This is a genomic window from Roseovarius nitratireducens (assembly GCF_002925845.1).
GTDB classification, from domain to species: Bacteria; Pseudomonadota; Alphaproteobacteria; order Rhodobacterales; family Rhodobacteraceae; genus Roseovarius; species Roseovarius nitratireducens.
The window spans coordinates 57,734-81,466 of the sequence record NZ_PDNI01000055.1 but is presented as its reverse complement, the minus strand read 5'-3'; the positions used below and the strand labels follow the sequence as shown (position 1 = coordinate 81,466).

At 68.1% G+C, this 23,733-nt stretch carries 25 protein-coding genes and 1 riboswitch; of the genes, 14 read left to right on the top strand and 11 right to left on the bottom strand.

Annotated elements, in window-relative coordinates; translation table 11 throughout:
- Positions 1-57: 57 nt before the first annotated feature.
- A complete protein-coding gene (locus CRJ03_RS10030) occupies positions 58-588 on the top strand; it encodes an invasion associated locus B family protein (protein ID WP_439126634.1) in 531 nt (176 codons plus the stop codon).
- 12 nt (positions 589-600) lie between these two features.
- Here CRJ03_RS10030 and CRJ03_RS10025 read toward each other — a convergent pair whose 3' ends face one another.
- Both CRJ03_RS10025 and CRJ03_RS10020 read right to left on the bottom strand, forming a co-directional pair.
- The gene (locus CRJ03_RS10025) at positions 601-2,226 is read right to left on the bottom strand and encodes a DUF4139 domain-containing protein (protein WP_104018733.1); all 1,626 of its coding nucleotides are present in this window, start codon (positions 2,224-2,226) and stop codon (positions 601-603) included.
- Between the two features lie 99 nt (positions 2,227-2,325).
- On the bottom strand, positions 2,326-2,820 hold the full coding sequence (locus CRJ03_RS10020) for a L,D-transpeptidase family protein (protein ID WP_104018745.1): 495 nt from the start codon (positions 2,818-2,820) through the stop codon (positions 2,326-2,328).
- 295 nt (positions 2,821-3,115) lie between these two features.
- Between CRJ03_RS10020 and CRJ03_RS10015 the strand changes: the two genes are divergently transcribed.
- Positions 3,116-3,340: a DUF1127 domain-containing protein gene (locus CRJ03_RS10015; RefSeq protein WP_104018732.1), complete on the top strand. Its 225-nt coding sequence runs from the start codon at positions 3,116-3,118 to the stop codon at positions 3,338-3,340.
- A gap of 228 nt (positions 3,341-3,568) precedes the next feature.
- On the opposite strand, the gene CRJ03_RS10010 is transcribed toward CRJ03_RS10015, so the two are convergent.
- On the bottom strand, positions 3,569-3,856 hold the full coding sequence (locus CRJ03_RS10010; RefSeq protein ID WP_104018731.1) for a hypothetical protein: 288 nt from the start codon (positions 3,854-3,856) through the stop codon (positions 3,569-3,571).
- A gap of 93 nt (positions 3,857-3,949) precedes the next feature.
- A riboswitch (cobalamin riboswitch) is annotated at positions 3,950-4,150 on the bottom strand.
- A 126-nt stretch (positions 4,151-4,276) separates the two neighbouring features.
- Here CRJ03_RS10010 and CRJ03_RS10005 point away from each other — a divergent pair.
- The 3 genes from CRJ03_RS10005 to CRJ03_RS09995 all read left to right on the top strand — a co-directional run bounded on the left by CRJ03_RS10005 (position 4,277) and on the right by CRJ03_RS09995 (position 7,954).
- Positions 4,277-6,793: a heavy metal translocating P-type ATPase gene (locus CRJ03_RS10005; RefSeq protein ID WP_104018730.1), complete on the top strand. Its 2,517-nt coding sequence runs from the start codon at positions 4,277-4,279 to the stop codon at positions 6,791-6,793.
- A 16-nt stretch (positions 6,794-6,809) separates the two neighbouring features.
- Positions 6,810-7,214, top strand: a complete 405-nt coding sequence (gene cueR / locus CRJ03_RS10000) for a Cu(I)-responsive transcriptional regulator (protein ID WP_104018729.1) — start codon at positions 6,810-6,812, stop codon at positions 7,212-7,214.
- Positions 7,215-7,468: 254 nt separating this feature from the next.
- A complete protein-coding gene (locus tag CRJ03_RS09995) occupies positions 7,469-7,954 on the top strand; it encodes a fasciclin domain-containing protein (protein WP_104018728.1) in 486 nt (161 codons plus the stop codon).
- A gap of 38 nt (positions 7,955-7,992) precedes the next feature.
- Here CRJ03_RS09995 and CRJ03_RS09990 read toward each other — a convergent pair whose 3' ends face one another.
- The 4 genes from CRJ03_RS09990 to CRJ03_RS09975 all read right to left on the bottom strand — a co-directional run bounded on the left by CRJ03_RS09990 (position 7,993) and on the right by CRJ03_RS09975 (position 11,552).
- Entirely contained in the window at positions 7,993-9,177 is a 1,185-nt protein-coding gene (locus tag CRJ03_RS09990) for an amino acid aminotransferase (RefSeq protein ID WP_104018727.1), read from the bottom strand.
- Complete coding sequence (gene sseA, locus CRJ03_RS09985) at positions 9,178-10,032, bottom strand: 3-mercaptopyruvate sulfurtransferase (RefSeq protein ID WP_104018726.1); 855 nt, start codon at positions 10,030-10,032, stop codon at positions 9,178-9,180. It lies immediately after the preceding gene.
- 101 nt (positions 10,033-10,133) lie between these two features.
- Entirely contained in the window at positions 10,134-10,610 is a 477-nt protein-coding gene (gene smpB, locus CRJ03_RS09980; protein WP_104018725.1) for an SsrA-binding protein SmpB, read from the bottom strand.
- 21 nt (positions 10,611-10,631) lie between these two features.
- Positions 10,632-11,552, bottom strand: coding sequence for a serine/threonine dehydratase (locus tag CRJ03_RS09975; protein ID WP_104018724.1), 921 nt, complete (start codon positions 11,550-11,552; stop codon positions 10,632-10,634).
- Between the two features lie 80 nt (positions 11,553-11,632).
- Here CRJ03_RS09975 and CRJ03_RS09970 point away from each other — a divergent pair, with 80 nt between their 5' ends.
- Positions 11,633-12,457, top strand: a complete 825-nt coding sequence (locus CRJ03_RS09970; protein ID WP_104018723.1) for an LOG family protein — start codon at positions 11,633-11,635, stop codon at positions 12,455-12,457.
- Positions 12,458-12,482: 25 nt separating this feature from the next.
- Complete coding sequence (locus tag CRJ03_RS09965) at positions 12,483-13,169, top strand: hypothetical protein (protein ID WP_129590268.1); 687 nt, start codon at positions 12,483-12,485, stop codon at positions 13,167-13,169.
- Between the two features lie 47 nt (positions 13,170-13,216).
- Here the strand turns inward: CRJ03_RS09965 and CRJ03_RS09960 are convergent, their stop codons facing one another.
- Complete coding sequence (locus CRJ03_RS09960; RefSeq protein WP_104018744.1) at positions 13,217-13,870, bottom strand: YggS family pyridoxal phosphate-dependent enzyme; 654 nt, start codon at positions 13,868-13,870, stop codon at positions 13,217-13,219.
- 121 nt (positions 13,871-13,991) lie between these two features.
- On the opposite strand from CRJ03_RS09960, the gene CRJ03_RS09955 reads away from it, so the two are divergent.
- A complete protein-coding gene (locus CRJ03_RS09955; protein ID WP_439126633.1) occupies positions 13,992-14,471 on the top strand; it encodes a DUF3576 domain-containing protein in 480 nt (159 codons plus the stop codon).
- Here the strand turns inward: CRJ03_RS09955 and CRJ03_RS09950 are convergent.
- Positions 14,465-15,091, bottom strand: coding sequence for a cation efflux transmembrane domain-containing protein (locus CRJ03_RS09950; protein ID WP_104018720.1), 627 nt, complete (start codon positions 15,089-15,091; stop codon positions 14,465-14,467). The genes CRJ03_RS09955 and CRJ03_RS09950 overlap by 7 nt on opposite strands.
- A 75-nt stretch (positions 15,092-15,166) precedes the next feature.
- Here CRJ03_RS09950 and CRJ03_RS09945 point away from each other — a divergent pair, with 75 nt between their 5' ends.
- On the top strand, positions 15,167-15,622 hold the full coding sequence (locus CRJ03_RS09945) for a MerR family transcriptional regulator (RefSeq protein WP_104018719.1): 456 nt from the start codon (positions 15,167-15,169) through the stop codon (positions 15,620-15,622).
- Here CRJ03_RS09945 and CRJ03_RS09940 read toward each other — a convergent pair.
- Positions 15,580-16,824 carry a glycosyltransferase gene (locus CRJ03_RS09940; RefSeq protein WP_104018718.1) on the bottom strand — a complete coding sequence of 415 codons (1,245 nt, stop codon included), beginning with the start codon at positions 16,822-16,824 and terminating at the stop codon, positions 15,580-15,582. The genes CRJ03_RS09945 and CRJ03_RS09940 overlap by 43 nt on opposite strands.
- Positions 16,825-16,976: 152 nt before the next feature.
- On the opposite strand from CRJ03_RS09940, the gene leuS reads away from it, so the two are divergent.
- From leuS to CRJ03_RS09920, 4 genes are all read left to right on the top strand, one after another.
- Positions 16,977-19,529, top strand: coding sequence for a leucine--tRNA ligase (gene leuS, locus CRJ03_RS09935; protein ID WP_104018717.1), 2,553 nt, complete (start codon positions 16,977-16,979; stop codon positions 19,527-19,529).
- Complete coding sequence (gene lptE / locus CRJ03_RS09930) at positions 19,516-20,007, top strand: LPS assembly lipoprotein LptE (RefSeq protein ID WP_104018716.1); 492 nt, start codon at positions 19,516-19,518, stop codon at positions 20,005-20,007. The genes leuS and lptE overlap by 14 nt, the downstream gene beginning before the upstream one ends.
- Positions 20,004-21,029 carry a DNA polymerase III subunit delta gene (holA, locus tag CRJ03_RS09925; RefSeq protein WP_104018715.1) on the top strand — a complete coding sequence of 342 codons (1,026 nt, stop codon included), beginning with the start codon at positions 20,004-20,006 and terminating at the stop codon, positions 21,027-21,029. The genes lptE and holA overlap by 4 nt, the downstream gene beginning before the upstream one ends.
- Positions 21,030-21,548: 519 nt before the next feature.
- The gene (locus CRJ03_RS09920; protein ID WP_104018714.1) at positions 21,549-22,136 is read left to right on the top strand and encodes a glutathione S-transferase family protein; all 588 of its coding nucleotides are present in this window, start codon (positions 21,549-21,551) and stop codon (positions 22,134-22,136) included.
- Positions 22,137-22,200: 64 nt separating this feature from the next.
- On the opposite strand, the gene CRJ03_RS09915 is transcribed toward CRJ03_RS09920, so the two are convergent.
- On the bottom strand, positions 22,201-23,364 hold the full coding sequence (locus tag CRJ03_RS09915; RefSeq protein ID WP_104018713.1) for a TIGR03862 family flavoprotein: 1,164 nt from the start codon (positions 23,362-23,364) through the stop codon (positions 22,201-22,203).
- A gap of 53 nt (positions 23,365-23,417) precedes the next feature.
- Between CRJ03_RS09915 and CRJ03_RS09910 the strand changes: the two genes are divergently transcribed.
- On the top strand, positions 23,418-23,729 hold the full coding sequence (locus CRJ03_RS09910) for an HNH endonuclease family protein (RefSeq protein WP_104018712.1): 312 nt from the start codon (positions 23,418-23,420) through the stop codon (positions 23,727-23,729).
- The last annotated feature ends 4 nt before the right edge of the window (positions 23,730-23,733 follow it).

The window sequence follows — 23,733 nt, the reverse complement described above, 5'->3', positions numbered from 1 at the left end:
TGTAAAGGGCGGCGGCCGGTCGAAAGATTGAGGCTGGGACGGCTTGGAGGCTGGAACATGATGATGGGACTTGCACGAGGCCTCGCCCTTGCACTGGCATGTGCGGCGGCGACGGTGACCACTGCGCAGGACACGAGCACGAATCAGGTGGCGACGAACACGGCATGGAGCGTGTTCGAAGATACCGATCCGCGCGAATGCTGGGCGGTTTCGGCCCCCACCGAGACAGTGAACACCCGCGATGGCCGCGTGGTGGCGGTGCGGCGCGGCGATATTCTGCTGATGACCTTCTTTCGCCCCGCTGCCGACGTGCAGGGGCAGATCACCTTTACCGGCGGCTATCCCTTCGCAAAGGGCTCGACCGTGAATCTGCGCATCGGTGACGACAGCTTCGAGCTGTTCAGCGAAGGCGAATGGGCATGGCCCGCCACCGTAGAGGATGACGCGAAGATCCTCGCGGCGATGAAGCGCGGGGTTGACGCGGTGCTCACCGCCCGCTCCACGCGCGGCACCCAGACCAAGGACACCTTTTCGCTTCTTGGCTACACCGCCGCAGTCGAAGAAGCGGAGAAGCGCTGTAGCGGCTGACCGACGGGCACTTCAGCGCAGCACCTTGCCCTCGGGCCAGCTCATCCGCGTATCGAGGGTGATGGTGCGCCGCGCACCCGCCTCCAGGTCGAACCGCCAGGCGAGGATGCCCCGCTTGTCCTCGACGTTGGTCTCGTCGGGATCGGGCCGCGCATTCCACGTGATGCGCAGGTCGTCCTGCTCGGACACCGGCACACGGTCGAGCACGGTGACCGGCCAGCTCTCGCCGGTGAGGTTCTCGACGGTGATCTCCACCGTCTCGCGGCGCTCACTGGCACGATTGATGAGGCCGCGATCACCCTCCGAGCGCGTCTTGACGACGCGCTTCAGCGTCAGCCCCTCGATCGGCCCGAACGAGAGCGCCATCTCCGCCCCTGCCGCGGCAAAAGGCAGCCAGCGCTGCCCGACATAGCGCCCGTCGAGATAGAAGCGTGCCTCGGACGTGGGCAGGATCACGTCCTCATCCGAATTGGTCACCCGCGCCATGAGGAAGGCGGTCTCGTCCACCAGGGGCACCGCCCGCGCCCTGATCTCTGCGTCCGCCTCGATCGGCGACAGCATGAGCCGCACCCGGTCTGCCCCGGTGGCGACGCTCACCGGTGCGGGATAGGCGTAGCGCACCGACAGCCCGTCGAACTCGGGCCGCGCCATGTCGGCCTCGGCCGCTGCGGCGGCGGGCGCGGCCATCTCCATCAGCGCGCCTTCGCCCTTCACCCGGGGCATCGGGCGGATCTCGTCGGGATCGCCGAGCCGCGGGATCCACGGGTGGATCTCGCCCGGAGCGCCCTGCTGCGCCGGACGGCGGGTCGAGAGGGTGAGCGCGATGTCGCGCCAGTTCTCGCCGGTCTCCTGCCGCACGAAGGCCCCGCGCTCGATCCGCACCTGGCCCTCGTCACGCGCAAGGTGCAGGTCGTAGAGCGGCTGCCAGCCCGCCTGCGGCACCGTGTAGCTGACGGTGAGCTGCCCCTCGGTGGCCGCGTCGGCGCGGATGGCGACGGCGAGCAGGGCGCGCGGCCCGGTCTCGGGCACCAGCGCCTCCAGCGCCTGCCGCGCGCGCGACAGCTTCTCCACCAGGTCCTTGAGCGCGCGCTCGGCAGCATCGGCACGGCGCTCGGCCCCGGTCTCGGCGCGGCGTGCCTCTAGCGTCTCGCGCCCGATCATCGCCACCAGATCGCCCAGCGTGGCCGGCTCCTGCGCCGCCAGCCCCTCGGCCTTGCCGATGCCGTCGAGAAAGCGCAGCCGCGCCCGGGCCGCATCGGCCTCCAACCGGATATCGGCCACCTCGGCACGGCCAGCACGCAGCGCCTCCTCCAGACGCTCGACCTCGGCCCGCGCGGCCTGCACCTCGGCGTCGTCCTCGGCCTGCCGTGGTGGCACGTAATCCTCGCGCGTGCGCACACCACCCAGCCGCGCACCGTCCAGCGCCACCCGTACCGACGCCAGCGGCGTGTCGCGCGGCAGGTCCGTGAGGATCAGCTCATGCTCTCCGGCGGGGGCCGAAAACGCCGCCTCGCGGGTGACGGTCGCACCCTCTGGATAGACGGTCGCGGCGCTCACCCGGCTGGTCACAGCCAAGTCATCGGCCAGCACCGGGGAAGCAACAAGGGAAAGGGCAAGGGCAAGGGACACGCCGCGCATGGGAAACCTCCAATCAGCTTCTGTGATACTTGGGGGTTTCTGGAACAGAGCGCAAGCGCGACCGCGCGCCCAGGGAACCGGGCACTGTTCCGGCCCCTTCTACCGCACGATCAGCCGCGTCCCGTGGCAGATGCCCGCCGCGATTCGGCGCAGGTGATCTGGCCGCAGCGCGATGCAGCCCGCCGTCGGATAGCCCGGCCTGCGCCAGCGATGCACGAAGATGCACGACCCGCGCCCGCGCGCGGCGCGGGGCCAGTTCCAGTCGGTCACGATCACGAGGTCATAGAGCGGATCGGCGCGGCGCAAGACCTCATGACTGTGCGGATAGGGCGCGCGTACCATGAGGTTGTAATCCTCGTGGTCGGGATCGTCGGACCATAGATCACCGGGCCTGATCGGCAGCGCCCAGTTGGCGGGCCGCGCCATGCGGTCGGGACGGTAGAGCATCCCGACAATGCGATGGATGCCGACCGGTGTCGCGCCGTCGCCCTCGCGCTTGGCACCCGATATGCCGCCGCGCCCGATCGTGCAGGGATAACGTCGCCCGCCAAAGCGTAGCCCGATGGGGGTGAGAACGAGGTCGTTTGATGTCATGCCCCTTGCTACCATGTGCGGCCGCCCGATCCAGATATTTTCGCCGCGAACATGGCGCGCATGCCGCATCGCCGCAGTGCGAAATCTTCGAAAGATGCGCGGAATGGCATCAGTTAGCGATGAAAAGATATGCGTTTGCCTGACGTTAGGTCACTTTCTGCCATGCGTTTTCTGCATGGCAGAAATGTTCAAGCTGGTATTGTGCACGCGCAGAAAGAGGCTATCTTTGCTTCAACCGGGGCCAAACAGAGTGGCTTCGAACAGTTAAAGCGAAGAAGATCGCAAGGGAAAGAACATGGCACGGTCGATCGTAACGCAATATGGCACAGCAGGCACGGCGTGGGGCGAGCTTCGCAACACCGTTCGCGCCGCAGCGCAGCGTGCCGCAGCCTTTATCGCCTACCGCCGCACGGTGCGCGAACTTTCCGAGCTGAGCAACCGCGATCTGGCCGACCTTGGCCTGCATCGCAGCGAAATTCGCCGGGTCGCGCGCGACTCGGTCTACGGCGCACGGCGCTGAACGGAATACGGGTGCGCCTCTCCTCCTCCCTGGCGCATCCGTGACGGTCGCGGGCTCTCTCTCCTCCTCCCAAGAGCCCGGGGCCGAACGACAGGGTCGCGAAAACGATCCTGAAAGATAGCTGACGGTCTCCTCCTCCTCCCTGAGGCCCGACGCGAAAGAGAACGGCGGCACCCTCCTCCTCCCTGGTGTCGCCGTTTTCCTTTTCTGCCGCCCTGCCCCGAGATGTCAGTTGAGCCATTGTGCGCGCTTTGCCCGCGCGGCGCGGCGGCCTGCATAGCAGGCTCGGGCAGGCGTACCGGCCTCGCGGACACAGCCAACAAAGGCGCGCGCCGCCGGGCTTTGCGCGTCACGGGCGGCCTGCGTGTCGAGCGCGTCGCGCGCCATCCGCGCGGTGAGCGGGCCGGGCGTGGCAAACACCCATTCTAGAAACCCCAGCCGCGCGGCGGCCATCGCCTGCGCACCCTCGGCCGGGCTTTCCTCGAGGGCGTCGATGATTCGGTCGAAATCCGTCATGCTTCGTTCTCCCCGACCGCACCCCGGGCCGGATGGGGCGGTGGGCGGGGCGATGGCGCGCGGGCACGCACAAACGCCCGCATCGCCCACCGCGATTCGACGTGGACCATGGCTGGTTTCCGGGCTTGGGTGGCGGGCCGTCGGCCCATGCGAGAGGCACCTTCCCGGGCTGTCTTCGGCCCAGTGGCGTAACGCCTCGTCGCCCTCCCTTACCGTTGCGGGGGCAGCGCCGGAGTCGCACCGGCTTCCCAATTCTCCGCCCCGAGGGGCGGCACCATGATGCAGGCAGGCTAACACCGAGCCTCGCGCCCGCAAGCGCAAAGGCGAAGATCGCGGATCGAAAAGCGGCACGGCCCTTGACCTTCCAGTAGCGGGAATCTCTATGTCACGATCAGACACTTGGAAAAACGGAGAGCCGGGATGACCGGGACACGGCAAATCAGGATTTTCCTCGACGGGCTGACCTGCGCGGGCTGCGTGCGGCGTGCCGAGGAGGCGCTTTCCGCGGTCGAGGGCGTAACGCGCGCCGACGTCAACCTCGCGGATGCCTCGGCGCGAATTGACACCTCGGACTCGGTCCCGCTGCGCAACATCGCGGCGGCGCTCGACCGCGCGGGATACCCCTTGCGCAAGGCCGAGACGGTGCTCTCGGTGGACAAGATGTCCTGCGCATCCTGCGTGGGCCGGGTCGAGGCGGCGCTCGCGGACCTGCCGGGCGTGCTCGACGTGCGGGTAAACCTCGCCACCGAAAGCGCGCGGGTGATCCATGCCGAGGGTGCGGTCACGGCACGCGATCTTGCCGTAGCCGCCGGCGAAGCGGGCTATCCGGCCACGCTCGCGCAGGGCGGCGAATCGCGCAACGCGGCAGCGCGCAAGACAGACGAGGCGCGCAAAATGGCGCGACGCACGGGTCTGGCGGCGGTGCTGGCGTTGCCGGTCTTCGTGCTGGAAATGGGCGGCCACGCCATCCCCGCGCTGCACATGCTGATCGCCGACACGGTGGGGATGCAGGCAAGCTGGATTCTGCAATTCGTGCTCACCACGCTGGTGCTGGCCGGACCGGGCCGCGGCTTCTACCGCACGGGCATCCCGGCGCTCCTGCGCGGCGCGCCGGACATGAACAGTCTCGTGGCGCTCGGGACCGGGGCAGCCTATGGCTACTCGGTGGTGGCGACCTTCCTGCCCGGCGTGCTGCCCGAGGCGGTGCGCGCCGTCTATTTCGAGGCGGCGGCGGTGATCGTGGTGCTGATCCTGCTGGGCCGCTGGCTGGAGGCGCGCGCCAAGGGCCGGACCGGCGCGGCGATCGAGCGGTTGATGGGTCTGCAGGCACGCACTGCGCGGGTGATGCGCGACGGCACGGCCGAAGAGGTAGAGATCGACGCCATCGTGCCCGGCGATATCGTGCTCGTGCGTCCCGGCGAGCGTATCCCCGTGGATGGCGAGGTGACCGAGGGCAGCGCCCATGTCGACGAGAGCATGATCACCGGCGAGCCGGTCCCGGTGGCCAAGGACCCCGGCGACGCAGTGACCGGCGGCACGGTCAACGGCGCGGGCAGCCTCATGCTGCGCGCCACGCGGGTGGGGGCCGATACCACGCTGGCACAGATCATCCGCATGGTCGAAGAGGCGCAGGGCGCCAAGCTGCCGATTCAGGGCATGGTGGACCGAATCACGTTGTGGTTCGTTCCGGCGGTCATGGCCGTGGCGGCGCTGACGGTGGCCGTGTGGCTCGCGGTCGGCCCCGACCCCGCGCTGACGCTGGCGCTGGTGGCGGGGGTGTCGGTGCTCATCATCGCCTGTCCCTGCGCGATGGGGCTGGCGACGCCCACCTCGATCATGGTGGGCACCGGGCGCGCAGCCGACATGGGCGTGCTGTTCCGCAAGGGCGACGCGTTGCAGGCGCTGGCGGGGGTCAGAACAGTGGCACTCGACAAGACCGGGACCGTGACCGAGGGCCACCCCGAGATGACCGACCTGGTGCTGGCCAAGGGGATGGACCGGGCCGAGGTGCTGCGGCTGGTCGCCGCGGTCGAGGCGCGCTCGGAGCACCCGGTCGCCGATGCCATCGCCCGCGCCGCCCGCGCCGAGGGGGCGGACCCCGCCGACGTGACGGCATTCGAGACGATCACCGGCCACGGCGTGCGGGCGCAGGTCGCGGGCCGCGACGTACTGGTGGGGGCCGACCGGCTGATGGCGCGCGAGAACATCGACACCGCGCCCCTCGCCCGGACCGAGGCCGATCTCGCCGCGCGCGGGCGCACCGCGCTCTTTGCCGCGATCGACGGGCGGCTCGCCGCCGTGATCGCGGTCGCCGACCCTGTGAAGCCGTCGAGCGTGGCGGCCATCGCCGCCCTGCGCGGGGCGGGGCTGCGCGTGGTGATGCTGACCGGCGACAAGCGCGAGACGGCGGAGGCCATCGCCCGCGAGACCGGCATCGACGAGGTGGTGGCCGGGCTGCTGCCGGAGGACAAGGTCACGGCGCTCAAGGACATGCAGGCGCGCGGCCCGGTGGCCTTTGTCGGCGACGGGATCAACGACGCGCCCGCCCTGGCGCAGGCGGATGTGGGCATCGCCATAGGGACAGGCACCGATATCGCCATCGAGGCCGCCGACGTGGTGCTCATGTCGGGCGATCTGGGCGGGGTAATGGGCGCGGTCGCGGTGTCGCGCGCGACCATGCGCAACATCCGGCAGAACCTCGTCTGGGCCTTCGGCTACAACGTGGCGCTCATCCCGGTGGCGGCCGGGGTGCTCTACCCCGTCTCTGGCGTGCTGCTCTCGCCGGTTCTTGCGGCGGGGGCGATGGCCCTCAGCTCGGTCTTCGTCGTTTCGAACGCGCTGCGCCTGCGGCGGCTGCGCCCGATGTTGGGTGACGAGACAGGTGGGCGTCCCCAGGCCACGACACCGGTGGCCGCGCACCCGGCCACCGCCGGGTAACGAGAGGAGAGCGACCATGAATATCGGCGATGTCTCGCAACGCACCGGCCTGCCGGCCAAGACCATCCGCTATTACGAGGAGATCGGCCTCGTCCGCCCCCTGCGCGGCGAGAACGGCTATCGCCAGTTCCGCGAGCGCGACGTGCACAAGCTGGGCTTTCTGGGCCGCGCGCGGTCTCTGGGGTTCTCCATCGACGACTGCCGCGGGCTGCTCGCGCTCTACGAGGACGAGGGCCGCGCGAGCGCAGATGTCCGGCACATCGCCAAGGCGCATCTGGAAAAGATCGACGGCAAGCTCGCCGAGCTTGGCGCGATGCGCGCCACGCTGGCCCATCTCGTCGAGGCCTGCGCAGGCGACCACCGCCCCGACTGCCCGATCCTCGCCGACCTGGCGCTGGAGGACGACAAGGCCGAGACCTGACCGGGCACCGTCAGCACCGCCGCCCCAAGGCCGCGAGGCCGCGAGGCCGCGAGGCCGCGAGGCCGCGAGGCCAATAAAATTCACAAGATCGTGATTGGATATTTCAATCACCCCCGGCTTAGCGATTGACCCCTTTCCGTCAAGCCGCATGAGCGGAAATCCCCGCTGAACCGCCCCGCGCATTCCTTCGTAAGCCACGCATCGACACCCGGAGCGGGTGTCGCGAAATGCAAACCGCAAACGGAGGAAATACCATGCTTCGCAGAACCTACCTGGCCCTGACCACCGCCGCCATCATGGCAGGGCCCGCGCTCGCCGACGGGCACGGCGACAAGATGGACATCGTGGATATCGCCGCAGGCAACGAGAACTTCTCGACCCTCGTCGCCGCGCTGAAGGCCGCCGATCTCGTCGAGACGCTCAAGGGCGATGGCCCCTTCACCGTCTTCGCGCCCACCAACGCGGCGTTCGCGGCGTTGCCCGAGGGCACTGTCGAGGATCTGCTCAAGCCCGAGAACAAGGACACGCTCACCGCGATCCTCACCTATCACGTGGTGCCGGGCAAGGTGATGTCGGGCGACCTCAGCGACGGCATGATGGCCGAAACCGTGCAGGGTGGCAAAGTCACCATCGGCACCGGGGGCGGTGTCACGGTGGACGGCGCCAACGTGGTACAGGCCGATATCGAGGCCAGCAACGGTGTCATCCACGTCATCGACGGCGTGATCATGCCCAAGTAAGCGCATCCGGGGGCGGCCCTCGCGGGCCGCCCCTGCGATCACACCCCCGCGTCGATCAGCGCTTTCGCGAGGATCGGCACGGTCTTGTCGTTCAGCCCGGCGATGTTGATGCGGCTGTCGCCGATCATGTAGATACCGTGATCGGCGCGCAGGCGCTCGACCTGTTCCGGCGTGGCCCCGAGACGCGAGAACATGCCCCGGTGCTGCGCGATGAAACCGAACCGGTCCGAGCCCGAGAGCCGCTGCAATTCGCCCGCCAACTGCTCGCGCAGCCGCAGCATCCCTTTGCGCACGTCCTCAAGCTCTGCCTGCCAGTCGGCGCGCAGGGCATCGTCGGTCAGCACCATGCTCACCAACCGGGCGCCGTGATCGGGCGGAAAGGAATAGGTCTGCCGGTTGAGATAGGCGAGGTTGGCCTGCGTCAGCGTGCGCAGCCCCGCCTCCTGCATCACCGCCATCAGGATACCGGTGCGCTCGCGGTAGATGCCGAAGTTCTTGGAACAGCTCGCCGCGATCAGCACCTCGGGACAGTTCGCCGCCACATACCGCACCGCCGCGGCGTCCGCGTCGAGCCCGTCGCCGAAGCCCTGGTAGGCGATGTCGATCATCGGCAGCGCACCCGCCGCGTTCAGCCGCTCGACCACCGCGCGCCATTCCGGCATCGTGAGGTTGGCCCCGGTCGGGTTGTGGCAGCAGCCATGCAGCAGCACCACGTCACCCGCGCGCACGCCGTCGAGGTCGGCCATCATCCCGTCGAAATCCACCGCGCAGGTGGTGCTGTCGAAATAGCGGTAATTCACCACTTCCATCCCGAGATAGGCGAGGATGCTCAGGTGGTTGGGCCATGTCGGGTCGGACACGAAGACGCGCGCCCCCGGATTGGCCATGCGCACGAGGTCGAACGCCTGCCGCACCGCGCCGGTGCCACCCGGCGTGGCCAGCGTCGCGACGTTATCGCGCGGCACGGCGTCGCCCAGAACCAACTCCGCCATCGCGTCGGTGAAGGCTGGGTCACCGGCAAGCGCGGTGTAGCTCTTGGTCGTCTCTTGTTCCCACAGCCGCTTCTCGGCGGCCTTGACGGCGCGCATGACCGGGGTCACGCCCTCGGGGTTCTTGTAGACGCCGACGCCGAGGTCGATCTTGGTCTCGCGCGGGTCCTCGCGAAAGGCCTGCCCCAGCGCGATGATCTTGTCGGCCGGCTTTTCCTTGAGATGTTCGAACATTCAGTTGTCTCCCGTGACGACGGGCAGCGTCGGATACGCGCCCCATTCCGCCCATGATCCGTCGTAAAGCGCGTGGTCGGCCTTGCCGATCCGTTCCAGCGCAAGGTTGATGATCGCCGCCGTCAGCCCCGAGCCGCAGGTGGTGATCGCGGGTTTGCCGAGATCGACACCGGCGGCTTCGAGCACGGCGCGCAGATCCTCGGGCGATTTCATCGTCTTGTCGGGATTCAGGAGCGCCGAGGCCGGCACGCTCTTCGATCCCGGGATATGCCCGCCGCGCAGGCCCTCGCGCGGCTCCGGCTCCTCGCCGCGAAAGCGGCCCGGCGGTCGCGCGTCGAGGATCTCGTGATCGCCGAGCTTGGTCGCGGCCGAAACCTGCGTGACGTCGCGCACCATGTGATTCTGCCGCCGCACCGTCATGTGCCGGTCGCGGATGACAGGGGGCAGATCCTCGATCTCGCGGCCCTCGGCCTGCCATTTGGGGAATCCACCGTCGAGCACGGCCACGTCGTCATGACCCATCAGCCGAAACAGCCACCACACCCGCGCCGCCGAGAACAGGCCATGCGTGTCGTAGACCACCACTTGATGGCCGTCGCCCACCCCCATCGCGCGTAGCCGCGACATGAATTTCTCCACCGGCGGCACCATGTGTGGCAACTCGGACCGGCCATCGCTGATATCGTCGATATCGAAGAACCGCGCGCCGGGGATATGTGCGGCCTCGTATTCGGCGCGTGCGTCGCGCCCGGTACCGGGCAGAAAGGCGGTGGCGTCGAGAACCCGCAGGTCGGGATCCTTGAGATGCGTCGCGAGCCAGTCGGTCGAAACAAGGGTCTTGGGATCGTCATGCACCGTCTCGGCCCCCCGAAAATTGACTGGCCATTGCCTACAGCCAAGCCCGCCAGAGGGCAAGGCCGGTACGCGCGGTCTTGAAAACACCGCGGTCGGAAAGCCTAGCCGTGCTCCTTCAGGAGCCGCTGCTTCTGCCGGTTCCAGTCGCGCTTGGCGGCGGTCTCGCGCTTGTCGTGGGTCTTCTTGCCCTTGGCGACGCCGATCTTGATCTTGGCGATGCCGCGGTGGTTGAAATACAGCACCAATGGCACCAGCGTCATGCCCTTGCGCTGCGTCTCGTTCCAGAGCCGCGCCAATTCCTTGCGCGATACCAAGAGTTTGCGGCGGCGGCGCTCCTCGTGGCCAAAGGTCTTGGCCTGCTCGTAGGGCGCGATATAGGAATTGACGAGCCACAATTCGCCGTTATCGACGGTGGCATAGCTCTCGGCGATATTGGCGCCGCCCTGCCGCAGCGATTTGACCTCCGAGCCCTCCAGGATGATACCGCATTCGAGATCATCCTCGATGGCATAGTCGAACCGCGCGCGCCGGTTCTCGGCGACGACCTTGTAATTGGGGTTATCCTTGGGCTTGGCCATGCGCGCGTCCTATCCTTGGCGTTACACGCTGTCCAGCGGGTCGGGCGCGACATTGCCGCCGCAGACCAGCACCGCCACCCGCTCGTCCTCTGCCGGAACATAGGCACCCGACAACAGCGCCGCCAGCGCGGCGGCGCCTGCGGGCTCTACCAGTTGGCGCGTCTCACGCCAGAGCATGGCCTGCGCCTCGGCGATGGCGGTGTCGCTCACCAGAACGCTCTCGACGCCCTGCGCCTGCGCCAGACCGAAGCAGATATCGCCGATCCGTTTTGCCCCTAACGCATTGGCGGCAATACCGGAAACCTCGACATCCACCGGTGCCCCGGCAGCCAGCGCGGCGTGCAGCGCGCAGGCGGTTTCGGGTTCGATGGCAACCACCTTGCGACGGCCCTGAAGCCAGCCCAGCGCGCCCGCGATCAGGCCGCCGCCGCCGACGGCGATGAGCACGGTGTCGGCGTCGAGGCCCTGATCCTCCCACTCGGCCATGACCGTGCCCTGCCCGGCAACCGTGGCCTCGGCGTCGTAGGGGTGCACCTGCATCGCGCCCGTGGCGGCCTGCCATTCGGCGGCGCGCTCGGCAGCCTCGGCATAAGCACCTGGAACGACTTGCAAATCCGCGCCCTGCGCGCGGATGAGGGCGATCTTGGCGGGACCGGCGATGCGCGGCACGTAGATGCGCGCGCGGTGCCCGAGCGCGGCGGCGGCGCAGGCCACCGCCGCGCCATGATTGCCGCCCGAGGCCGCGACGATCCCGGCCTGCGGCACCTCGGCCTGCAACAGCGTGTTGAACGCGCCGCGCGCCTTGAAGCTGCCGGTATGCTGCATCTGCTCGAACTTGAACCTCACGGTTCGCGCGCCGAACCGCAAGGTTGCCACCGGCGTGCGCCGCACGTGATCCGCGACCCGCGCCGCCGCCCCGGAAATTGCTGCCTGCCAGTCCATCTCTCACACCTCTTTGGCTTTTCTTGACCGGCCAAACGCTATACCCAAGAGGGCCCGGACCCAAGCGAGGATCGCCCGCGATGAACAACGACCGCAACAGCCTGTTTCGCGATGCGCAGGCGGATCGCTCCAGCGCCGCGCAGGTGCCCGACACACCGCAGACCCGCGCACCCGCCTACCGGCTGGCATTCACTGATGACGATTTCATGTTGCGCGACGAACTGCGCCCGGTGCGGCTGCAACTTGAACTGCTCAAGCCCGAGATGATCCTCAACGAGCGCGGCGTCCAGAGCACGGTGGTGCTGTTCGGTGGCTCGCGCATCCCGGAGCCGTCGCACAAGGAGACCGCGAGTACGCCCGAACTGGCGAACCTGTCGCGCTATTACGACGAGGCGCGCAAGTTCTCCCGGCTGATGACCGAGAAATCCATGTCCACCTACGGGCGCGACTACGTCATCGCCACGGGCGGCGGACCGGGGGTGATGGAGGCCGGGAACCGGGGCGCGGCAGATGCGGGGGGGGCGTCCATCGGCTTTAACATCGTGCTGCCGCACGAGCAGGCGCCCAACGCGTACGTCACACCGGGGTTGTGCTTCAACTTTCACTATTTCGCGATCCGCAAGATGCATTTCCTGATGCGGGCGCGGGCCGTGTGTGTGTTTCCCGGCGGCTTTGGCACGCTGGACGAGACCTTCGAGGCGCTGACCCTCATCCAGACTGACCGGATGAAGCGGGTGCCCTTCCTGCTGTTCGGCGAGGAATTCTGGCGGCGAATCATCAACTGGGACGCGCTGGCCGAGGCGGGCACGATCAGCGACGAGGATCTCGACCTGTTCCGCTTCGTCGAGACGGCGGACGAGGCGTTCGCGATCATCGAGGGCTGGGACAGCGATGCCGAGGCTTGAAGCGAGACGCGCACGCGCATAACAGATGACGACCATTCCCGGGGAGGGCACGATGCACCGCGACACGATCGACCGCCTGCTGCTGGCACTCATCGTTGCAACCTTGGCCGCCAGCACCATCATTGCGTGGCGCGCACCGGACTATTTCCAGTTCTCCTTCGCCGCCGAGGACCGGCTGGTCGAGAATGGCACGGCGCTGTTCCTGCTGGTGGCGAGCCTGGTACTGCTGTCCAACGCGGCGCGGCTTGCAGGGCGCGGGGCAAGGCGGGCGGCGGTGCTGACCGCCCTCTACGCGCTCCTGTTCTTTCTCGCGGCGGGCGAGGAAATCTCGTGGGGGCAGCGGATTTTCGGATGGGAACCGGGCGAGTTCTTTGCCGAGCACAACTACCAGGGCGAAACCAACCTGCACAATTTGATGGTCGGCGAGGTGCGGCTGGCACAGGTGCTGTTCGGCAGCGTCTTGACGACTGTGCTACTGCTCTATCTCGTGGTGCTGCCGCTGCTCTATCCCCGCGTGGCATGGCTGCGGCGGGTGGCCGATGCGCTGGCGGTGCCGGTGCCGGGGCTGCGCCACGCAGTGCTGGCGCTGCTGGCGAGCGGGGTGGTCGCGGTCATCCATGTGCCGCGCAATTGGGAGGTCTACGAGCTGGTCTTTGCCCTGCTCGCCACTGCGATTTTCGTCGCGCCGCAGAATCCGGAAAAGACCCGCTGAACACGGCGATCTGATCCGCGCCGCACCACCGCGCAGCGCCCGGTCATTCAGCCGTAATCCCGCTCGCCGAAAATGGCCGAGCCGACACGCACATGGGTGGCGCCGAACGCGATCGCGCGCTCGAAATCGCCGCTCATCCCCATCGACAGGCCGGTGAGCCCGTTGCGCGCGGCAATCTTGGCTAACAGCGCGAAATGCAGGCTCGGCTCCTCGTCCACCGGCGGGATGCACATCAGCCCGTGCACGGGCAGGTCAAGCGCCCGGCATTCGGTCACGAACCCGTCCGCGTCGGCGGGCAGCACCCCTGCCTTTTGCGGCTCCTCGCCGGTATTGACCTGCACGAAGAGATCGGGGCAACCGCCCGTCTCCTGCGCAAGACGCGCGAGGGTGCGCACGAGCTTGGGCCGGTCGAGGGAATGGATGGCGTCGAACATCTCCATCGCCTGCCGCGCCTTGTTGGTCTGCAACGGCCCCACGAGATGCAGTGAGATGCCCTCGTAACGCTCCTGGAAGGGTGGCCATCGGCCTGCCGCCTCCTGCACCTTGTTCTCGCCGAACAGGCGATGGCCCTCTTCGAGCACCGCCTCGACGCGCGCCTGCGGCTGCACCTTGGACACGGCGACAAGTGCCGTGCTGCCCGGCGCGCGCCCGGCCCCGGCCTCGGCCCGGGCGATACGATCCCTGATCTCGCTGAGGCTCACCGGCATTCTCCCGCTGTTATCCCGTGGCAACTGATCTGCCACGGGCGCGGGGCGGGTGCAACGGGCTTGCCCCGGCGCGGCGGCTTGGATACACGGGATGGAAACAGATCCGGACGGTGCCATGACCCAATCGCGTATCAGATTTGTCAGCCTCGCTGCGGTGAGCCTCGTGCTCCTCGCGGGATGCAGCGCGTTCCAGAATGCCCGGCTCGACCCCGAGGCGATGCGCGTGCAGGGCGGGCGTGAGGCACAGCCCGATCCCGCGGACGGCTCGCTGCTCGATGCCTTCCGCGGCGGGCGCGATACCGTCAAGGTCAACCGGTTCCTGTGGACCGCCGCGCTCGAAGTGCTCGATTTCCTGCCTGTCGAGGCCGCGGACCCGTTCACCGGCGTGATCTCCACCGGGTATGGTACGCCGCCGGGCGGCGGCACCGCCTACCGCGCGACCGTGCTTATCAGCGATCCTGCGCTCGATGCCCGCTCGCTCAAGGTGTCGCTGCAGACACGGCGCGGTCCGGTCGATGCCGCCACGCAGCGCGCGGTCGAGGATGCCATCCTCAACCGCGCCCGCCAGATCCGGATCAGTGCCGGTCGTTACTGAGACGCGAGGACGGCGGCGCGCCGCTCGTGCCGCGCCTGCCGGATGATCTGCACCGCCGAGTTGACGAAGAGCGCGGCCATCGCGGCAGCCACGATCACGTCGGGCCAGCCGGTGCCGCTGCCCCAGACGCCAAGCGCCGCCAGCATCACCGCCACGTTGCCGATGGCGTCGTTGCGTGAGCACAGCCAGACCGAGCGCACGTTGGCGTCGCCGTCCTTGTAGGCCACCAGCAGAAGCACGCTCGTCACGTTGGCCGCGAGTGCCAGAAACCCGATGACCCCCATGATTTCGGCCTCGGGCACACCGATATAGAATACCCGGTAGAGCGTCGTGCCAAACACCCAGGCGCCCATCGCCAACAGGCTCAACCCCTTGAAGAGCGCCGCCGTCGCGCGCACGCGCACAGACATGCCGATCACCGCCAGCGACAGCCCGTAGGTAAGCGCATCGCCGAGGAAATCGAGTGCGTCGGCCTTGAGCGCCTGCGATTGCGCGGCCTGACCGGCCCCCATCTCGACCGCGAACATCGCGGCGTTGATCGCGATCACCAGCCAGAGCCGCCTTTTGTAGGTGTCCGACACACCTTCGAACTGCACCTCGTGTTCACAGCATCCCGCCATTCCGGGACCTCCTTTGCATCTTGCCTGCCGGCAATGTAATCTCTCTAGGGACTAGAGCTTCAAGAGGGTCATGCAATGTCATACTCCATCGGCGATCTGGCCCGGCAAACCGGCGTCAAGGTGCCCACCATCCGCTATTACGAGGACCGCGGCCTGCTCGACGCGCCCCGGCGCAGTGCCGGCAACCAGCGCCGCTACGGGCAGGCGGAGCTGGAGCGGCTGCGCTTCATCCGCCACGCCCGCGACCTGGGGTTTTCGCTTGGGGCGATCTCTGCCCTGATAGAGTTGCAGGAGCATCCCGACCGCACCTGCGAGACAGCGACGCGCATCGCGCAGGGCCAGCTCGACGCCGTCCGCCACAAGATCCGCCGCCTGCGCGCGCTGGAAGCGGAACTGAGCCGCATCACCGAAGGCTGCACCGGCGACGGGCCATCACGGGATTGCTACGTGCTGGCGTCGCTGGGCGATCACGAGCTATGCGAGCACGATCACGCGCCCCCCGTCGCCACCTCGCTGACCCACGCCACCTGACGCGGCAGGCAGATCGTCTGGAGATCGTAGCGCGCCCGGATCAGGTCGCGCGCCGCCTGTCCCAACCGTTGCCGCGCGCCTTCGTCGTCGAGGAGGGTGCAAACCTCGTCCACCAGCGCCGTGCCGTCGAAGAAATCCACCAGCCGCCCGGTCTCGTCATGGGTGATGACCTCGCGCACCGGCTCGGTATCGCCTGCGACCACGGTCGCGCCACAGCTCATCGCCTCCATCAGCGACCAGCTGAGCACGAAGGGATAGGTCAGGTAGACATGCACGCGGCTCACCTGCAACAGCCGCAGGAACCGCTCGTAGGGGATGCGCCCGAGGAAATGCACGCGCGCCCAGTCATCGTCTGAAATCTGCTCGCGCACCTCGTCGATGAAGATTTGTTTCCAGGTCTGGCCCTTGGGCGGGCGGGCGCCATAGCTCACCTCGTCGCCGCCGACGATCAGCACGCGGGCCTTTGGTCGCTCGCGCAACAGACGCGGCAGCGCGCGCATGAACACGTGATAGCCGCGGTAGGGTTCCAGATTGCGGTTGACGAAGGTAATGACCTCGTCCTCGCGGCCCAGCTCGCCCGCGCCCTCCACCTCTAGCCGCACATCGGGCTTTGGACAGGCGGCGACGGTGTCGATGCCGTCATGACTGACCGTGATGCGGTCCCGAAAGCGCGCGGGGAAGGTGTTGGCCTGAAACCGGGTCGGGCTGATACCCGCGTGCCCGGTCTCGAAATGCAGATCGTTGTTGAGGTTCTTCATCCGGATGCGCAGCGACTCGGCCTCGGGGGTCTTGCTGGGAAACTCGGGATCGAAGTCCAGATGCGGCCAGCCCGCGAGGTGGTAAAGCTCGCAATAGAGCCCGAGCCGCGCCTCGGGCCAGACATCGCGCAGGAAAAGCGATTCTCCCCAGCCGGGATGGGCGAGGATGAGATCGGGCACGTAGCCGCGGTCGCGCAGTCTCATCGCCGCGCGCCAGCACGCCTCGCCGCGCGTCACCTTGCTATCGAAATCCACCAGCCACGGGTGCACCACCTGCCCGGGCCGGTTTGGCAGGCTGTAGGGGATGATCCGCACCCCCTGCCATCTCTGCGCCTCCTTGACCCGCAGGGTCAGCGCTACGCAGTGGTGCCCCATGCCCGCCAGCCGGGGGGCGAGGTGCTTGTATTGACCCGGAAAATTCTGATGGATGAAAAGGATATTCACGTCTCTGCCTGCCTTGCTGCCTTGGGGCGCTTATAGCCGAGCGGCGCGCATCGGGCCAAGCCCCGCATTTTTGTGCCCCGACACTGGACCAAGGGCCGACAAGCGCCTATCACCGCAGCCCAAACGGGACCGCAAGAAGAGGGGCGCAAGGCATGTCGCGCTATTCACCAGCCGAGATCGAGGCAAACTGGCAGAAGGCGTGGGACGTGGCCGGGATTTTCCGTGCCCGGCGGGACGAGAGCCGCCCGAAATACTACGTGCTGGAGATGTTCCCCTACCCGTCGGGACGCATCCACATGGGCCATGTGCGCAATTACACGATGGGCGACGTGGTGGCGCGCTACAAGATCGCGACGGGCCATAACGTGCTGCACCCGATGGGGTGGGATGCCTTTGGCATGCCCGCCGAGAACGCGGCGATGGCCTCCGGCGGCCACCCCAAGGATTGGACCGAAAATAACATCAAGGAAATGCGCGCACAGATGGAGCCACTAGGGCTTTCCATCGACTGGTCACGGGAAATTGCAACCTGCCGTCCCGAATATTATGGCCAGCAGCAGGCGCTGTTCCTCGATTTCCTGGAAAAGGGCCTCGTCTATCGCAAGAACGCGGTGGTGAACTGGGATCCGGTGGACATGACCGTGCTCGCCAACGAGCAGGTGGAGAACGGGCGTGGCTGGCGCTCGGGGGCCGAGGTCGAGCGGCGCGAACTCACGCAATGGTTCTTTCGCATCTCGGATTTCGCGGGGGAATTGCTCGAGGCGCTGGACAGGCTCGACGACTGGCCCGCCAAGGTCCGCACCATGCAGGAGAACTGGATCGGGCGCTCGCGCGGGATCGAGATTCCGTTCCATCGCACCGATGGCGGCGATCCGATCCTGTGCTATTCGACCCGTCCCGACACCATGCGCGGTGCGAGCTTTATCGCCATCTCGCCAGAGCATCCGGTCTCGCGCGCGCTGGCCGAGACCAACCCGGAGCTGGCCAACTTCGTTGCCGAGACGCGCAAGATGGACACCACCGAGGCGGCGATGGAGAAGGCCGAGAAGAAGGGGATCGACACCGGCATCACGGTGCGTCACCCGGTCTGGCCGGATCGTGAATTGCCGGTGTGGGTCGGCAATTTCGTCATGATGGATTACGGCACGGGCGCGGTGTTTGGCTGTCCGGCGCATGACCAGCGCGATCTGGATTTCGCGCGCAAATACGGGCTGGAGGTGCGCAACGCGTTCTACATGCCGGGCGACGAGCGCGAGGTCGGGACCGAGGCGCTGGTGCCTGCCAAGTCCGAGAAGGTGGTCTATATCGACCATTTCGCGGGCGTGGGCGAGGTGACAAGCCAGGAGGGGATCGACGCCACCATCGACTGGTTCGAGGCGCAGGGCCTGGGCACCGCGCAGGTCAAGTACCGGCTGCGTGACTGGGGCCTCTCGCGGCAGCGTTACTGGGGCTGCCCGATCCCCGTGGTGCATTGCGATACCTGCGGCGTGGTGCCGGAAAAGAAAGAGAACCTGCCCGTGCAACTGCCCTATGACGAGGGCGGCACGCCGATTGACTTCTCCATCCCCGGCAACCCGCTCGACCGGCACCCGACATGGGCGAAATGCGCCTGCCCCGCCTGCGGCGCACCTGCGCGGCGCGAGACCGACACGATGGATACGTTTGTCGATTCGAGCTGGTATTATGCCCGTTTCACCGCGCCCCGTGCGACGACACCCACGGATATGGCCGAGGCCGAGTACTGGATGAACGTGGACCAGTATATCGGCGGCATCGAGCACGCGATCCTGCACTTGCTGTATTCCCGCTTCTTCGCCCGGGCGATGCATATCTGCGGGCACCTTCCGGCGAGTGCCATCGAGCCGTTCGATGCGCTGTTTACGCAGGGGATGGTGACGCACGAGATCTACCAGACCCGCGATGCGCGCGGCCGCCCCGTCTATCACCTGCCCGAAGAGGTGAGCGACGGTCGCCTCGCCGATGGCACCGAGGTCGAGATCATCCCCTCCGCCAAGATGTCCAAATCCAAGAAGAACGTGGTCGATCCGTCGACCATCATCGCGCAATACGGGGCCGATACCGCGCGCTGGTTCGTGCTGTCGGACAGCCCGCCCGAGCGTGACGTGGAATGGACCGCCTCGGGGGCCGAGGCCGCGCATCGCCATCTGAGCCGTGTCTGGCGCATTGCGTCTGAGATCGCAGAGACCCCCACGGACCCGGCCCCCGAGGCCGATACCGCGCTCCTGCGCGAGATGCACAAGACCATCGACGAGGTCACCAAGGGCGTGGAATCCTTCGGCTTCAACGCGGCCATCGCGCGGCTTTATGCCTTTACCGGCACGCTGGCGAAATCGCAGGCCGGGCAGGCGGCGAAGCGGCAGGCGGCGCTGACGCTGGCGCAGCTCATGTCGCCGATGACTCCGCACCTCGCCGAAGACGTGTGGTCCATGCTGGGCGGCAAGGGGCTGGTGGCGACCGCCGCCTGGCCCGAGGCCGACCCGGCCATGCTGATCGACGACACGGTGACGCTGCCCATCCAGATCAACGGCAAGCGCCGGGCCGAGATCGCGGTGCCCCGCGACATGGACAAATCCGAGGTTGAAAAGGCGGCGCTGGCGCATGATGCTGTGCAAAGGGCGCTGGAGGGGGCGGCGCCCAAGAAGGTCATCGTCGTCCCCGGACGGATCGTGAATGTCGTCATCTGACCGCCGCCTGTTCCTGTTCTCGGGTCTCGCCGCGCTGGCGGGCTGCGGCTTTGCGCCGGTCTATGGCCCCGGCGGTGGCGGCGACGCGCTGATGGGGCGGGTCCGCGTCACGGACCCCCATGGTCGCGCGGGGTTCCTGCTGACCCGCGAGATCGAGGCGCGTCTCGGACGGCCCGAGACGCCCCGCTACGAGCTTCGCCCGGCGATCGCCCTGCGCTCGGAGGCCATCGCCATCGACCGCAGCAACGTCGCCGCGCGCGCCAATCTCATCGGTACGGTGAATTACACGCTTACCGACCTGGAGACCGGCGAGAAGGTGGACAGCGGCAAGGTCACGAATTTCACGGGGTATTCCACCTTCGACACGCCGATCGTCACCCGCGCCGCCGCGCGTGACGCCGAAGCGAGGCTGATGCAGATGCTCGCCGACCAGATGCTCACCCGTCTCGCCGCCGCGGCGGCCAGCCGGTCGCGATGAAGCTCGGCACGCGCGAGGCCGCCCGCTATTTCGCCCGGCCCGAGCCGCAGCGCACGGGTCTGCTGATCTATGGCCCGGATGCCATGCGGGTGGCGCTCAAGCGGCAGGAGATGATCGCCGCGCTGCTTGGTCCCGGCGCCGAGGAAGAGATGCGGCTCAGCCGCTTCGCCGCCACCGACCTGCGCCGCGACCCGGCCATGCTCCTCGATGCGGTCAAGGCGCAAGGGTTCTTTCCCGGTGCGCGCGCGGTGCTGGTGGAGGACGCCAATGACAGCGTCGCCGACCCGGTCCTCGCGGCCCTTGCCGACTGGGCCGAGGGCGATGCACAGATCGTCGTCACCGCAGGGCAGCTCAAGGCCACGTCGAAACTGCGCAAGGCGTTCGAGGCGCATCGCAACGCCTATGCTGTTGGAATTTATGACGATCCACCCTCGCGCGACGAGATCGAGGCGGTGCTGGCCCGTGCCGGGCTGAGCGACATTCCCGGGCCGGTGATGGCGGACCTCGCCGCGCTTGCCCGCACGCTCGACCCCGGCGATTTCCGGCAGACGATGGAGAAACTCGCGCTCTACAAGCTGGGCGACGACAGCCCGCTGTCCGCCGGGGATATCGCCGCCTGCGCCCCCGCCTCGACCGAGGCCGGTCTCGATGACATCCTCGATGTCGTGGCCGAGGGCCGCGCCCCCGAGATCGGCCCGGTGCTGCGACGGCTCAAGGCGCAGGGGGTGCAGCCGGTGGGGCTGTGCATCGGGGCCGCACGCCATTTCCGCGCGCTCTACACCGCCGCCGCCGATCCCGGCGGGGCAGCCAAGGGCATTGCCCGCCTGCGCCCGCCGGTATTTGGCCCGCGCCGCGACCGGATGCTGCGGCAGGCGCAGAACTGGGGCGCGCCAAAGCTGGAGCAGGCGCTGAGCATCCTGACCGAGACCGACCTGACGCTGCGCTCGGCCGCGCAGCGCGCGCCCGAGATGGCGCTGGTGGAGCGGGCGCTGATCCGGCTGGCGATGCTGGCGGCGCGGTGAGCGGACGAATCAGGGTTAACATGCTGAAATCAGGGAAAATACCGGGACGGCATCGCGTCGGTATCCTGTCGGTATTCCGGCGGTGCGGTTTGCGGCAGGGGCCGGGGTTAACGGGGCGCACGGTGGACTCAGGGTAAAGGCCGGGGCAGGGTTCCGGGTGATGGGTGAGAATGTGGATATCCGGGACCGGGCGAGCCTTGGGGTGTGGCTGGAGGATCAGCCGCGCAGCGCACGACCGTGGGTGGGCGCGCAAACGATTGTGGTCAGCGCTTTATGGTGCATGACACTTCAACGATTGTGCGGGCTCGGACGTTGCAAGAGCGCCCGCCCGGGGGACGGTCGGGCGCTGCGCGGCGGCGCCTTGCGGCACCTTGATTCCGCGCGGGGGCCAAGCACCGAACGGCAGGTATAGGCCAAACCCGCCCCTCCTGTCCGGACCCTCATTCCCCCACATGCCGTTGCCACCGACCCTCCTTTGCGCAATGGTGCCGCGACAACGGATCAAGCGGGGGCACCACCATGTATGACGTCATCGGATCGCGGGCGAGCAGGGCTTTCCGGGTGCTGTGGCTGCTAGAGGAGATGGGGCTCGATTACACCCACCTGCCGGTCGCGCCGCGCTCGGACGAGGCGCTGGCGGTCAACCCCTCGGGCAAGATACCGGCGCTGCGCGATGGCGACCGGGTGCTGACCGATTCCACCGCGATCATGACCTTTCTCGCCGACCGGCACGGGCAGTTGACCCATGCCCCCGGCAGCCACGAACGCGCCGCGCAGGATGCGTTGACGCACCGCGTGCTCGACGAGGTGGACGCGCTTTTGTGGACGGCGGCGCGGCATTCCTTCGTGCTGCCCGAGGCGCAGCGGGTGGCGGCGGTCAAAGACTCGCTCAAGTGGGAATACGAGCGCAATATCAAGGGGCTGGAGGGGGCGCTTGCCGGGCCGTTCCTGCAGGGCGAGACGATGACCATCGCCGATATCCTGCTGGCGCATTGCCTGATGTGGGCGGGCAAGGCGGGGTTTCCCGAACCGCCCGCACGGCTGGCGGCATACCTTGAGGCGATGATGGCGCGGCCCGCGTTTCAGCGGGCGGCGGCGCTGCCCTGAGGGTGGGATCGAGGGGCCAGCCCCTCGAACTCCCCGGAGTATTTTGACCAAGAAGAAACCGGGCTCACAAGGCCCGCGCATAGGCGGCGGCGTGGCGGCCCGCCCAAAGGCCGGTAGCGAGGCAGGCGGTCAGCAGGTAGCCGCCGGTGGGCGCCTCCCAGTCGAGCATTTCGCCGGCGGCGAAGGTGCCGGGGCGCGCGCGCAGCATGAGGCCAGCGTCGAGCGCCTCAAGTCGCAGCCCGCCCGCCGTGGAAATCGCCTGGTCCATCGGGCGGGAGCCCTTGAGCGGCACCGGCAGGGCCTTGAGCGCGGCGGGCAGATCGGGCGCGGTGCGGGCAAACTCCATCGCCAGCGCGAGCTTGGCAGGCTCCAGCCGCAGCGCCTTGCGCAGCCGGTTGCCGAGGCTGTCACGCGCCCGCGCCCTGGCCAACCGCGCGGCGATCTGATCCGCTGACAGGTCCGGCAACAGGTCGAGCAGGAGCGGTGCACCGTCGCGCAGGGCACTGCTCACCTCGTAGATGCCGCCGCCCTCCAGCCCGGTGGCGGAGATGACCAATTCGCCACGCGACCGCGCCGTGCCTGCCTGCAACTCCACCCCCTTTACCGGCTGGCCGAAATGCGGGGCCATGTGCGGCGACCAGTCCACGAGGAACCCCATGTTGGCCGGGCGGAACGGGGCGAGGGCGTCGGATGCGAGATATGCGCCCCACCCCCCGTCCGAGCCGAGCCGCGCCCAGCTTGCCCCGCCGCAGGCCAGCACGGTGACGGCGGGGGAGAGCCGCTGTGGCCCCTCGGGCGTGTCGAAGCACAGCGCATCGTCCTGCCACCCGGTCCAGCGCCAGCGGGTGCGCAGATCGACGCCGAGGTCGCGCAATTCGGCCAGCACGCTGCGCAGGAGCGGCGAGGCCTTCATCACGCGGGGAAAGACGCGGCCCGTGGAGCCGGTGAACAGTTGTTGGCCATGTTCCCGCGCCCAGTCCTGCACGGCCTCTGGCCCGAACGCCTCAAGCATCGGGCGCAAGCGGTCGGCACGCGCGCCGTAGGCCGCGAGGAAATCCTCGAACGGCTCATCCTTGGTCAGGTTCAGCCCCGATTTCCCGGCCATCAGGAGTTTGCGACCCGCCGATGGCTTGCCCTCCGCCAGCGTCACGCGCAGCCCGGCGCGGGCCAGCTCGCGCGCCGCCATGAGCCCGGCGGGCCCGGCCCCGATGACCAGCGCTTCCATCACTTGCCCCTTGCCCTCGGTTCACGTTGGGCCATGCTATGGCCCGGAGCGCCGCAATGGATCAAGAGAAACCGCCCGAGACCCCGATCTGCCCGCTGTGCCTGCGGCCCATCCCGCCGGATGCGCGGCAGAGCCTTCACCACCTCGTGCCGAAGCTCAAGGGTGGCAAGGGCGGGCCGGTGGTGCGGCTGCACCAGATCTGCCACAACGAGATCCACGCCACGCTGACCGAGGCGGAGCTGGCGCGGGCGTATCATACCGTCGAGGCGTTGCGCGCCCATCCCCGGCTGGCACGGTTCATCGCGTGGGTGGCGAAGCGCCCGCCGGAATTTCACTCGAAGACACCCGGCGCGCGGCGCAAGCGGTGACGTG